Source organism: Lutibacter sp. (assembly GCF_040883305.1).
Lineage (GTDB): Bacteria > Bacteroidota > Bacteroidia > Flavobacteriales > Flavobacteriaceae > Lutibacter.
In genome coordinates this window covers 1-13,522 of the sequence record NZ_JBFLKT010000242.1, presented here as the reverse complement: position 1 = coordinate 13,522, position 13,522 = coordinate 1, and the positions used below count along the sequence as shown (strand labels likewise).

General features: G+C 28.4%; 11 protein-coding genes and 1 pseudogene. 3 read left to right on the top strand and 9 right to left on the bottom strand.

What is annotated here, in order from left to right; translation table 11 throughout:
* Window positions 1-61 precede the first annotated feature (61 nt).
* Window positions 62-1,585 carry a GH3 auxin-responsive promoter family protein gene (locus tag AB1Z17_RS07700; protein WP_368051220.1) on the top strand — a complete coding sequence of 508 codons (1,524 nt, stop codon included), beginning with the start codon at window positions 62-64 and terminating at the stop codon, window positions 1,583-1,585.
* Window positions 1,586-1,642: 57 nt separating this feature from the next.
* Here the strand turns inward: AB1Z17_RS07700 and AB1Z17_RS07695 are convergent, their stop codons facing one another.
* From AB1Z17_RS07695 to AB1Z17_RS07670, 6 genes are all read right to left on the bottom strand, one after another.
* Window positions 1,643-2,227 (bottom strand): hypothetical protein, encoded by a 585-nt coding sequence (locus AB1Z17_RS07695; protein ID WP_368051219.1) that lies wholly within the window; start codon window positions 2,225-2,227, stop codon window positions 1,643-1,645.
* Between the two features lie 33 nt (window positions 2,228-2,260).
* On the bottom strand, window positions 2,261-3,238 hold the full coding sequence (locus tag AB1Z17_RS07690) for a polyprenyl synthetase family protein (protein WP_368051218.1): 978 nt from the start codon (window positions 3,236-3,238) through the stop codon (window positions 2,261-2,263).
* A gap of 292 nt (window positions 3,239-3,530) precedes the next feature.
* Window positions 3,531-4,607 (bottom strand): bifunctional 3-deoxy-7-phosphoheptulonate synthase/chorismate mutase type II, encoded by a 1,077-nt coding sequence (locus AB1Z17_RS07685; RefSeq protein WP_368051217.1) that lies wholly within the window; start codon window positions 4,605-4,607, stop codon window positions 3,531-3,533.
* An 18-nt stretch (window positions 4,608-4,625) separates the two neighbouring features.
* A complete protein-coding gene (locus AB1Z17_RS07680) occupies window positions 4,626-5,483 on the bottom strand; it encodes a prephenate dehydrogenase (protein WP_368051216.1) in 858 nt (285 codons plus the stop codon).
* 1 nt (window position 5,484) lies between these two features.
* Entirely contained in the window at window positions 5,485-6,642 is a 1,158-nt protein-coding gene (locus AB1Z17_RS07675; RefSeq protein WP_368051215.1) for a pyridoxal phosphate-dependent aminotransferase, read from the bottom strand.
* Complete coding sequence (locus tag AB1Z17_RS07670; RefSeq protein ID WP_368051214.1) at window positions 6,642-7,460, bottom strand: prephenate dehydratase; 819 nt, start codon at window positions 7,458-7,460, stop codon at window positions 6,642-6,644. Before AB1Z17_RS07670 ends, AB1Z17_RS07675 begins: the two co-directional genes overlap by 1 nt.
* 416 nt (window positions 7,461-7,876) lie before the next feature.
* Here AB1Z17_RS07670 and AB1Z17_RS07665 point away from each other — a divergent pair, with 416 nt between their 5' ends.
* The gene (locus AB1Z17_RS07665) at window positions 7,877-9,241 is read left to right on the top strand and encodes a capsule assembly Wzi family protein (RefSeq protein ID WP_368051213.1); all 1,365 of its coding nucleotides are present in this window, start codon (window positions 7,877-7,879) and stop codon (window positions 9,239-9,241) included.
* Window positions 9,242-9,244: 3 nt separating this feature from the next.
* On the top strand, window positions 9,245-9,985 hold the full coding sequence (locus AB1Z17_RS07660; protein ID WP_368051212.1) for a tyrosine-protein phosphatase: 741 nt from the start codon (window positions 9,245-9,247) through the stop codon (window positions 9,983-9,985).
* Window positions 9,986-10,149: 164 nt separating this feature from the next.
* On the opposite strand, the gene AB1Z17_RS07655 is transcribed toward AB1Z17_RS07660, so the two are convergent.
* From AB1Z17_RS07655 to AB1Z17_RS07645, 3 genes and pseudogenes are all read right to left on the bottom strand, one after another.
* The gene (locus AB1Z17_RS07655) at window positions 10,150-12,498 is read right to left on the bottom strand and encodes a GumC family protein (protein ID WP_368051211.1); all 2,349 of its coding nucleotides are present in this window, start codon (window positions 12,496-12,498) and stop codon (window positions 10,150-10,152) included.
* Between the two features lies 1 nt (window position 12,499).
* Window positions 12,500-13,252: a polysaccharide biosynthesis/export family protein gene (locus tag AB1Z17_RS07650; protein ID WP_368051210.1), complete on the bottom strand. Its 753-nt coding sequence runs from the start codon at window positions 13,250-13,252 to the stop codon at window positions 12,500-12,502.
* 36 nt (window positions 13,253-13,288) lie between these two features.
* Window positions 13,289-13,522, bottom strand: a pseudogene (locus tag AB1Z17_RS07645) (polysaccharide biosynthesis protein); the annotation flags it as partial.

The window sequence follows — 13,522 nt, the reverse complement described above, 5'->3', positions numbered from 1 at the left end:
GTTTGATATTGCATGTAAAGTTTTTTATTAAATTTAACATTCCAAATATACTGATTATAATATGCCATTTCAAATAGTAAATTCAATAATATCTTGGTTTTTAAAAAAAAGAAAACATCAAATGGAATTGTTTTTAAAATATCCTATTGATGTTCAGCATGAGTTATTGTTTAAATTAGTGAATAAAGCTAGAAACACAGAAATAGGCATAAAATATGGCTTTTCCTCAATTACAAACTATAATGAATTTGCCAAAAATGTACCTATTCAACAATATGAATCTATAGAACATTTAATTAATCGAACACGAAAAGGTGAGCAAAATGTTTTTTGGCCTACACAAGTCAAATGGTTTGCTAAATCCAGTGGCACTACCAATGCAAAAAGTAAATTTATCCCTGTAAGTGATGAAGCCTTAGAAGATTGCCATTTTAAAGCTGGAAAAGACATGCTTTGTTTGTATTTTAACAATAATGAAGAAGCACAATTATTTACTGGGAAAGGATTACGTTTAGGTGGAAGCAGTGCTGTTTATGAAGATAACGACACTTATTTCGGAGATTTGTCGGCAATTATTATTGAAAATATGCCATTTTGGGCGGATTTTAGTAGTGCTCCAAAACAAGAAATTGCATTAATGGGCGAATGGGAAACAAAACTAAATGCAATAGTTGAAGAAACTATTAATGAAGATATTACAAGTTTAGTGGGCGTTCCATCTTGGATGTTGGTTTTATTAAACAGAGTTTTAGAAAGAACAGGTAAAGAGCATATTTTAGAAGTTTGGCCTAATTTAGAAGTATATTTTCACGGTGGAGTAAATTTCAATCCTTACAGAGAACAGTTTAAAAAAATAATTCCAAAAACAACCTTTAAATATTACGAAACTTACAATGCTTCAGAAGGTTTTTTTGCAATTCAGGATAAAAATAATTCTTTAGATTTATTGCTAATGTTAGATTATGGGATTTTTTATGAATTTATTCCAATGGATACTTTTGATTGTGAGAATTCTGAAGCCATACCACTTGAAAAAGTAAAATTAAACACCAATTATGCTATAGTAATTACTACAAACGGTGGTTTATGGCGTTATTTAATTGGTGATACCGTAAAATTTACTTCACTAAAACCTTTTAGAATTAGAATAACTGGGCGTACCAAACATTTTATAAATGTTTTTGGTGAAGAATTAATTATTGAAAATGCTGAAGAAGCATTAAAACAAGCCTGTTTAAAAACAAATGCTGAAATTTCCGAATATACTGCCGCTCCTGTTTTTATGGCTGATAAAAAAGGAGGTGGCCACGAATGGATGATTGAGTTTAAAAAGCACCCAAAAAACATTAACTATTTTACCGAAATATTAGACAATGCTTTAAAATCTATAAATTCGGATTATGAGGCAAAAAGATATAATAATTTAACCTTAGCGATGCCAAAAGTTCATGTGGCACGAGAACATTTATTTTATGATTGGTTAAAAAACAAAGGTAAATTAGGTGGGCAAAATAAAGTGCCTCGACTATCTAATTCTAGAAAATATTTAGAAGAATTATTAGAATTGGTTAAAGTTAAAGCCTAATAAACCTTTAAATTTAATGCTATTTAAGCATCTAGCAAATAAAAAATAATTTAGGTTTTATTTCCAATTGTCCTCAAATATATTCAAACATTCCCAGTATTTTAACCTTTCTCTTTCATTTGCATCTTTTACTGCATTTGGATGATTTTCAATGCAATCACTATACAATAACTTGTATGTATCTTTAACAATAATTTCGAAATAATATAAATTTTCATCAAAGGGAGCTATCGAAATAGATTTGTCCTTATTTTCAACCCAACAGTTAATTTTTTTATTTTCTAATTTAAAAAAATTACTATTGTTTAAATTATCTATAAATTTTTGATAATTATCATTTAATTTTTTCGATACTTTCAACTTCTTACTTGAAACTAACTTTGACTTTTTATTTTGTTCAACAATATATTTTTCAATTAAATTATCTTTAAATGCAATTATTTCAAATACCTCATTTTTATCATTTCTACTCAAATTATGTTTAGAAATCACTAAATCATATGTGTCTTTAAATTGTTGAAAAACTATTGATTTTTCACTTTCATAATTAATTCTTTCAGAACTAAGGGTTTTATAATTTTGAGTAAAACCAACACTTGAAATAAAATAAGAGAGTAGTAAAATTAAAAATTTATTTTTCATATTAGTAAGCCTTTTTTGGCACTATATTAAGTTTTACTTTTTTCGTTCAATAACATAATTTACCATAATAAGTAATGACTCTTTGTAAGGAGAATCCGGATAGGTATTTAAAATTGCTAATGCTTTTGTTTTATATTCCTTCATTTTAGAAACTGTATATTCGATACCTCCATTTTCTTTAACAAAAGCAATTACTTCTTTTACTCTTTTTTTATTTTTATTATGATTTTTTACTGAATTTATTAACCATTTTTTGTCCTTTTCAGAACAATTATTTATAGTGTAAATCAATGGTAACGTCATTTTTTGCTCTTTAATATCAATACCGGTTGGCTTTCCAATATGTGCTTCGGAATAATCAAATAAATCATCTTTAATTTGAAAAGCAATTCCAATTAATTCTCCAAAACGTCTCATTTTTTCAACTTCCTCGGTAGTGCTTCCAACTGAGGCCGCTCCAATTCCACAACAAGCTGCAATTAATGTTGCCGTTTTCTGACGAATAATTTCAAAATAAATAGCTTCAGTAATATCTAATTTTCGTGCCTTTTCAATTTGAAGTAACTCGCCTTCACTCATTTCTCGCACCGCAATAGATATTAGTTTTAAAATATCAAAATCTTCATTATCTATTGAAAGTAATAAGCCTTTAGATAACAAAAAATCGCCAACTAAAACAGCAATTTTATTTTTCCAAAGTGCATTTACCGAGAAAAAACCACGTCTTCTATTACTATCATCAACAACATCATCGTGTACTAAAGTAGCGGTATGAATTAATTCAATAATTGAAGCTCCTCTGTATGTTCTTTCATTAAAATTTCCATTAGAAACCATTTTAGCAACCAAAAAAACAAACATTGGTCGCATTTGTTTTCCTTTCCTTCTAATTATATAGTGTGTAATTCTATTTAACAGTGGAACATTAGTTATCATGGCATCTCGAAATTTACTTTCGAAGAGTTCCATTTCCTGAAATATGGGTTGTTTTATTTGTTCTACTGGCTTCATAAGAATTACAAAAATAACAGAATAATTTGTAGCAATCTAACTTATTTTATGGCTTATTCAAATTTTAAGTTTGAATTTCTAAAATAAACGCCTTATTTAAATAGAAATAGAACATATTTCACCTAGGAAAGTAAAGGTTAGGATTAAACATTTATGCCAGTAATATAAAAAATAATTTAGGTAAAGAAGTTGGATAAAGTATCAATAATATCCTCTTTATTTTTTGAAAATTGATCGCATTATAAAAAAAAGGCTTTTTAAAATAGTTTTTAAAAAGCCTTTCTGTAATTATTTATTTTACGTTATGCTGAATATTAATTGACTCAACATGTATTGCTTTAAACACTTCTTCTATAAACTCTTCGCTTAAGCCTTTACTTTTTCCAGTTTCTATCATATTTACTAAAATATCTGACCATCTTCCGCTTTGTAAAATTGCTACATTCTCTTGGTGTTTTAATCTTCCTATTCCCTCAGCAACAACCATTCTATCGCTTAAAATATCAATGATATTACTGTCTATTAAATCTAACTCTTTACGGTATAAATTTAATTTACTTTGAAAACTTTCTTTAGAACTACTTTTCTGACGAATTCTTAAATCTTGTGTAATTTTATGCAATTGTGCTGGCGTAATTTGCTGTGCAGCATCACTCCAAGCATTGTCTGGATCTATATGAGTTTCAATCATAAAGCCATCAAAATTTAAATCTAAGGCAGTTTGAGAAACGTCTAAAATGGTATCTCTTCTACCGCAAATATGAGATGGATCAAGAATTAATGGTAAATCTGGAAATTCTTTTTTCAATTCAATTGCAATGTGCCATTTTGGTTTATTTCTGTAATGTCCCGTGTTGTAAGCTGAAAACCCACGGTGAATAACACCAAGTTGTGAAATTCCATTCGCTTGAAAACGCTCAACACCACCTAACCACAATGCTAGGTCTGGATTTACCGGATTTTTAACTAAAACTGGCTTATCAACACCTTTTAAAGCATCGGCAATTTCTTGAACAGCAAATGGGTTTACAGTAGTTCTAGCTCCGATCCATAAAATATCTACATCGGCCTTTAAAGCTAGTTCTACATGATTTGCGTTCCCAACTTCTGTAGTAATTTTAAGTCCTGTTTCCTCACGAACTCTTTGCAACCATGGCAAACCAATTCCACCAACACCTTCAAAACCACCTGGTCTTGTTCTTGGTTTCCATATACCTGCTCTAAATACATTTGTATCTGTATCTTTTAATAAATGAGCCGTTTTTAATACTTGCTCTTCTGTTTCTGCACTACAAGGCCCTGCAATTACAATTGGATGAGAAAGTCCCATTCCATCTAACCATTTTCTGTTTTCTTTCGTTATTTCCATCTTATTCTAGTTTCTTATTTAGTCGTTATCTTTAATTCCGTTTAATATTGATTTTATATAATTTGTTTCGTTCATTGTAACTTTTAATCCATTGTCATCAGCATTTACAATTAAAGATTTAAATTCATTTAAATTTTTAATATATTCATCTAGAGATCTAATAATATTTTCTTTATTCTCTAGAAAAATTGGTGCCCAAGTATTTGCGTTACTTTTAGCCAACCTCACTGTTGAGGCAAAACCTGTACTAGCCATATCAAAAATTGCTTGTTCGTTTTTTTCAATTTGCAACACCGTTTTTCCCAACATAAAAGAGCTGATATGCGACAAATGAGAAACATAGGCAATATGTCTATCATGCTCTACTGGATTCATCATTTTAATACGCATATTTAGTTGTTTAAATAAACTAATTGCCGCATCCAAAATTTTCCAATCTGTTTTATCGGCTTCACAAATAATATTTACTTTATGATCGAATAAATTTAAGATTGCCGCTTCTGGACCAGAAAATTCAGTTCCTGCAAGCGGATGCGCCGCTACAAAGTTTTTACGTTTTTTATGATTTTCAACTGCTTTGCAAATTTCATTTTTAACTGAACCTACGTCAAAAACCAAGGTTTCTTCAGAAATAATATCTAACACTTGAGCTGTTAATTTTGGAATAATATTAACTGGCACTGCAATAATTATAACAGCTGCATCTGCAATTTCCGAAAAACTAATTTCTTGATCAATTACTCCAAGTTCTAGCGCTTTTTTTATATGATCTGGGTTTTGATCAACTCCGTAGACTTTAAAATTCCCTCTTTTTTTTAAATCCAACGCCAAGGAACCGCCTATTAAACCTAAACCTATAACAACTAATTTTTCCATGTTATATTTTTACAGTTATTATTCTATTTAATACTTCTGAAAGCACTTCTTCTGAAACACATAAAGATGCTCTTAAATAACCTTCTCCATTTGAACCAAAAATTGTTCCTGGTGTTATAAACACGTTCTTGTTGTATAACAAATCGTCTGTTATGTCTTCAGATTTTATACCTTTTGGTAGTTTTGCCCACACAAATAAACCTCCAATATTTTTATTATAAGTACAATCTAAGGCATCAAAAATTTGCCAAACTAGTGCTCTTCTTTTTTTATAAATCTCGTTTTGTGCTTTAAACCAATCATTCGATAATTTAAACGCTTCCACAGCACCTTTCTGAATTCCAAAAAACATTCCAGAATCCATATTACTTTTTACCTTTAAAATAGTTTTAATAATCTCAGCATCGCCCACAACCATTCCTACTCGCCAGCCTGCCATATTAAAGGTTTTACTTAAAGAATTTAACTCAATAGCAATTTCTTTAGCACCTTCAATTTCTAATATACTAAGTGGTTTTTCATTTAAAATAAAACTATACGGGTTGTCGTTTACAATTAAAATTTGATGCTTTTTTGCAAATGTAATTAATTGTTTAAAATCTTCTTTTGAAGCGACAGCTCCCGTTGGCATATGCGGGTAATTAATCCACATAATTTTTACTTTCGATAAATCTTGTTGTTCTAACTCTTCAAAATTAGGCAGCCAATTAGTAGCCTCATTTAAATTGTATAAAACAGGTTCCGCTTCTACTAAATTAGTGACAGAAGCATAGGTTGGATAACCCGGATTTGGAATTAAAACTTTATCGCCTTTATTTAAAAATGCCATAGAAATATGCATAATTCCTTCTTTTGAACCCATCAAAGGAAGAATTTCTGTAGCTGGATTTAAAGAAACATTGTAGTTGTCTTTGTAAAAATTAGCAATACCACTGCGCAATTCTGGAATTCCTTGATAACTTTGATATTGATGTGCATCTGGCAACGTAACTGCATTTTGAATTGCTTTTATTACAGTATTTGATGGTGCTAAATCTGGACTTCCAATTGCAATATTTATTATTGGCTTTCCTTCATTTCTTAAAGCCGCTACTTCTCTCAACTTTTTTGAGAAGTAGTATTCTTTTACATCGTTTAATCTATCAGCTTTTTGTATCATTATCTTTTACCCTTTGTGTATTCTCCTAAAATTTTTAATTCTTCAACTTTTTCTTTTATTTCACTTAATGCATTAAAATAATCTGCGTAACTATTGAAAATAAAATCAGCAAAAAAAGCATATTTCCAAGGAGTGTTTATAACTGGCATCGATTGTATTTTAGATAAGTTTAAATTATGCTTAGCTAAAATTGAAAGTACTTCAGCCAAACTACCAGTATCGTTACTTGTTATAAATTTTATGGAAGCTTTATTTGCAGAAACACTACTTTTATCTGAATTATTATTTAATATAAAAAAGCGTGTTGCATTTTCTTTTATTGTCTGAATTCCTGGAGCAATAATTTCTAAATTATAAATATTTGCCGCTAATTCGCTTGCTATTGCACCAACTCCCTTTAAATTCTTATCCTGAATTCTTTTGGCTACCGAAGCTGTATCTTTATCTTCAATAAGCTTTATATTCGGATAGTCTTTAAAAAAATTATGACACTGTAATAGTGCCATAGGATGTGAATATACTTCGGTAATATCAGCAATATTTTGATTTTTTAACCCCATTAAGTTATGTTGAATTGGCAAATGAAATTCTCCACAAATTGTTAATTGATGGTCGTCAATTAAAGCGTAATTAGGCAATATTGCTCCAGCAATAGAATTTTCAATTGCCATTATAAGTACATCCGCTTTTTTATCTTTTAAAAGATTTGGCATTTCAGAAAAAGATAAACATTCTAATAAATCTATATTTTCTCCAAAATACTGTTGCGCCACAATGTGGTGAAAAGACCCTTTTATACCTTGAATTGCTACTTTCATTTTTTAATTTTTGTTCAAAAAAAAATCTCGAAAAATTTCGAGACTCTATAATTATATTTTGTTAAACAACACATACAAAGCCTCACTCTTTATTAATAAAATAAAAGTAAAAATAGAAGCTATTAAGAGTGTTATTTGTTATCATAATCTTGTAAATACTGGACAAATCTATACATTAATTTTATAAAAACATTCTTTTTAATAAAAAAAATTTAATACTTATTGATAATTTAAAAAATTATGCTATTTAATTAAATTTTTATAATATCAATAGTGATATTTTCAAGAATCACTAAATTATAAAGTATACTTTCTTCTTGATTTGTAACCGATGATTCATATATTGCACATTATACAATCCTTAATCTAAAATTAATTAACTTTGATATTTATTTTTTTATTAAAATATTATGATTTTGAAACACATTAAAATTATACTGAATTTAACCTTAATTTTTACTGTTTTTTTTGAATTACATTCTCAAAATTATTTGGTGGAATTAAATTCAAATATTAGCAGTAAAGAAAATCTTCCTTTTTTTTTAACAGCAAATAAATTTGGTGCAATTCCAAATAGCAATAATATTTTATTAAATACATCCATTTATTCTGATTTCAAAAATAACAACAACAGATTTAATATTGCATATAAAACATCTATCAGTGGTTATATTGCTGACAAAAACAATGTTTTAATTAATGAACTTTATGTTTCTATTGCTTCTGAAAATTGGCAATTAGATGTTGGTAGTAAAAATGACGACATCGTATTTAAAGGCTTGTCTGTGTCTAATGGAAATATTATAAATTCAATTAATACTAGAGCTTTTCCTGGTATAAATTTTAAAACCAGAAGTTATTTAGAACTTCCATTTGCCAAAAACTGGTTAAAAGTGAAAGCTAATTATGCTGAATATTTTTTAAATGACAAACGTGCGGTTGACAATACTCATTTACATTATAAAAGTTTGTATTTTAAATCTAAATTATCCGATAAACTAAGCTTAATTTCTGGTTTAGACCATTATGTTCAATGGGGTGGAACTTCTGAAGAATTTGGAAAACAACCAACAAATTTTAAAACTTATTTAAAATATATAACAGGAACAGGCGATGGAAATAAAACTGAAGATCAAATTAATTCCTCAAATGCATGGGGAAATCATATAGGTAATTATCTCTTTCAATTAAATTATACCGGAGAAAATTCTAACTGGAGTATTTATTTATCACATCCTTTTGAAGATCGGTCGGGAAGAGAATTTGCAAATTATCCAGATGGTTTGTATGGGTTTTTTATAGATTTAAAAAAGCCTAAAAGTTTTATAACTCATCTAATTACTGAATTTCAATACACCAAACACCACGGAAAAAATAGTTCAGAAAATGGATTGATAGACAACTACTTTAACAATAGTGTTTATAAAAGTGGTTGGACTTTTTTTGGACGAACTATTGGTTCCCCGTTTTTCACAACCAAAGCTCCTGAAAATGGCATTACTTATGGAATTGATCAAAATAGACTTACTTCATTTAATTTTGGTTTTAAAGGATACTTAAGTGACAACATTCAGTACAAAACTAATATTACTTATACAAAGTTTGCAGGATGGTTTAACAATCCTATTAATAAATCTTTATTCGCTCCATATTTAGAAGTTTTAATTTCTGAAGAATCAATTCCCTTTAACATAACCGTTGGTACAAGTGCAGATTTTGGTGATTTTCTACCAACTAATTTTGGAGGCTTTTTAAAATTAACTAAAACTGGAATTTTTTAAAATATGTTGCCTTTTTTTAGAAAAAATAAAAAATCTATTACTACATTTTTTCCTGATAATTATGTAGATATTCATTCGCATTTATTGCCAGATATTGATGATGGTTCTAAAAGTTTTGAAGAGTCGGCAGTACTTATAAAAAGACTTTCTAATTATGGTATAAAAAACTTTGTTGTTACACCGCACATTATGGATGGTGTTTGGAATAATACTCCTCAAATAATAAATCAAAAACTTTTTGAGCTCACTAATTATTTAAAAACACAAGAAATTTATGATATAAAAATTAGGGCTGCTGCTGAATATATGATTGATGCGAATTTTGAAATATTACTAAACAAAAAAGAACTACTTACCATTAAAAACAAATATTTACTGATAGAGCTTTCTTATTTTAATCCGCCAATAAATTTAAAAGAAATTATTTTTAACATTCAAATAGCTGGTTATCAACCTATTTTGGCACATCCTGAACGCTATACTTTTTATCATTCAAATTATAAAGAATATTTTAAATTAAAAGAATTGGGCTGCTTATTCCAATTAAATTTACTTTCATTATCTCAACATTACGTTTCTAAAATAACCAAAATTGCTGAACAATTATTAAAAGATAATCTTATAGATTTTACGGGAACAGATACACACAATAATCACCATTTAGATGTTTTAGAAACTATAAATAATAAGAAATTATTAAAACTAGTTACACCAGTTTTAGAGAATAATGCTCAACTACTTTAAACTCCAATCAGCTTCTAAAAATTAATAATACTCGTCATTCTTAACTTGTTTCAAAATCGCATAATACATTATATGTTAGCCATCTGGTGAGACCCTGAAATAAATTCAGGGTGACGTACTTAATACTATGACAGAAAACAGCAATACAATAATTATTATTATTTTTAAAATGGCATAACTTTTCTCCACCATTTATTTGTCGCTGTTTCTTTTTCAGTATAACCGTAACCATAGCCGTAACCATAGCCATAACCTCTTTCTAAATCTGTATCATTAATTAAAACAGCCATATTTGGCAAACGTTTTTCTTTATATAACTTATTTGGAATTTCAAGCAAACGTTTATCTAAGTAATTTGCTCTTATAACATAAATAAACAAATCTGCTTTTTGACTAAACAGTAAAGTGTCAGTTACAATATTAATTGGTGCGGTATCTACAATTACATAATCGTAGTTCGCTTTTCCATACTCTAAAACCTCATCAAAACGTCCATTCATTAATAATTCAGAAGGATTAGGAGCAACAATTCCCGATTCTAAAATATCAAAATTAGTTTCTTTAAATTCTTCGATTACATCAGGCACATTCAATGAAGCATCCATTAAAAAATGCGAAAGCCCCTTTTTTGTAGATTTAATATTTAAATATTCAGCAATTTTAGGTTTTCTAATATCACCACCAATTAATAATACTTTTTTATTGGTTAAAGCTAAAACAGAAGCTAAATTTATAGCAATAAAAGTTTTTCCCTCACCTGCTAAAGTTGATGTAATAAAAATAGTTTTAGAAGCGCTTTTTACACTTGAAAGCATAAAATTAACATTGGTTCTTAACAATCTAAAAGATTCTGAAGTACTATCTCGATCTCGATCTGAAATAACCACTTTCCTTTCTGATTTAGATTGAGGAATATCACCTAAAATAGGAATATCAATTGCCGTTTCAACATCTTTACGGGTATGAATTTTATTGTCTAATAAAAATATAACATACAAAATACCAAAAGGTAAAATTAATCCAATAAATAGAGCTGCTAAATAAAACATCCGGCGATTTGGAGCTACCGGATAACCACCACCATATGCCTTATCTACAATTTTAGCATTAGGCAAAGTAACGGCCAAAGTAATGGCGTTTTCTTCCCTTTTTTGCAATAAATACAAGTACAAGGCTTCAATTATTTCTTGCTGTCTTTGAATATCCCTATATTCTCGTTCTTGTTTTGGTACTGCGGCAATTTTTGAATTAAACCTATTCTCTTGATTTTTTATATCGTTTAATGAAATTGTTAACGAAGATTTTAAATTAGATAAACTTTGAAAAATATTATCTTTAAATTGGTTTAATTGTGTATTTAAATTTATAACTGTTGGATGCAACTCACTAGAACTATTTAATATTCTATTACGTTCCAACAACAATTCATTATACTTACTTGTACTTTGGGTTATTGAACTATTATCTATGCCTAATCCTGCTGGAATAAGTTCATTTTTATTTGTAGAAATGTATTCATTTACATAATCAACTAACTTTAATTGCGTACTTAAAGCTATTATTTGTTTAGATAATTCGTTTTTAGATTGCAAAGCTATTCCTGCTTCAGAAGAAATATCTGTCAATCTATTTTGTGTTTTAAATTCTTGTACCCCAGCTTCTATAAGCGATAAATCTTTATCAATAATTGAAATTCTATCATTTATAAATTCATTGGTTCTTTTGGCTATTAAACTTTTGTCTGTTACAGCATCTAAGTTGTATTGTTTTATTAAATTATCAAGAATTTCTTGTGCTTTTTCATTCACCCTATCTCTTAAACTTAAACGAATTACACTAGAATTTTTTACAACTTCAACCTGAATTCGATTTCTATAACTTCCTACAACTGATCTTAAAGGAGTAATTCTAATTATTGTTTCATCACCAACTTTTAAGCGATTTACATCTTTTGGAGTAATAATAAAATCTCCAAAAGATAAGTTCATTTTTTCTCCAAAAGCAAATTCCTTTTCTTCTAATTCTGTCTTTAAAATAACATGCGTTTTAGATTTTATAAGAATTGAAAATGTGGCATTTAAATTATCAAAAATTGAATCGCTAATTAGAAAATTGATATTAAAGGGTGATCTATTATGAAAAAATTCGGCTTCAATAACTCTTCCTTGATTGTAATAGGAAACATTTAATTGTAATTCTTTAGCAACTCTTTGAATTAAATTTCTAGATTTCAATAATTCTATTTCATTTTCTAAAGATGCTTGAGAACTCCCTACCAAACCTAAATCTTTAAATGCCGAAAGTTCACTATTTTCAACATCTTCAATAAGTATAGTTGCAGCCGCCTCGTATTGATTTGGGGTATAACGCAAGTATATAAAAACAATTGTAAGTGCTAAGAAAGTGCTTAAAATAAACCATTTCCAGTGGTAAACATACTTCTCAATTTCTTCACGTATATTTATTGTACCCTCATTAAAATTTACAGGATTAAATTGTTGTTGATTTTGCATATTATCGTGTTAAAATTAGCACTAAAGAAAGTAGTGCTGAGGCTATTGAAATTAAAGATGATGTTGTGCCTATTGCAGATGAATTAACTTTTGCCTTGTTAGGTTCTACATAAACAATATCATTTTGTGCTAAATAAAAATAAGGAGATTTAAATAATGATTTATCGGTTAAATCTAAACGAATACTTTCTACTTTATCTCCAGTAGTTCTTAAAAGTAAAATATTTTTTCTTTTACCTTGAATAGTTAAATCTCCAGCCATTGCAAGTGCTTCTGGAATTGAAACTTTTTCGTTTTCCAGGTTATAAGGCCCAGGCGATTTTACTTCTCCTAAAATAGACACTCTAAAGTTTTCGAGTCTAATTGTAACAATCGGATTCGTAATATAAACCTCTAACCTCGATATTAAATTATCTTTGAGCTCATCGGTTGTTAAACCACCAACTTTAATTTTACCAAGTTCTGGAAAGGTAATATCTCCTTGATTATCTACCAAATAAGTTATTGATTTTGTAGTTGTTTGCCCTCCTCCTTGGTATAGATTATATGCTTTTACAGCGTCGGGTTCACGAGCACTTACGGTAATGTTAAGAATATCGGCAGTTTGTATTTTTGGAGCATAATTTTTATACAATTCATTTGAAATTGTTTCATCATTTTGAAAATAAATCATATCTTTTTTAGATGCACAAGAAGAAACAATAATTAACGCTATAAAAAGCAAGGTAAGTTTATATAAGTAGTTTATATTCATTTTCTATTTTTTACAAATATATTTAATAAAAATTTGTTATTTATCTAGCATCTGATATTTTGAATTATTAGACACAAATTCCGGAACAATCTGCTTCATTTTTAAAACAGTTAATTCATTATTTTCTTTATTATTTATAGTGCATAAATTTTTAATATGCTCCTTTACAATTTCAGCATTTAGGGGAGCTACTTTGGCTTTCATAATTTTTTCATGATGCGTCTCAATAGTGTTTTCTGAAGTCGCTAATAATTCTTCATAAATTTTTTC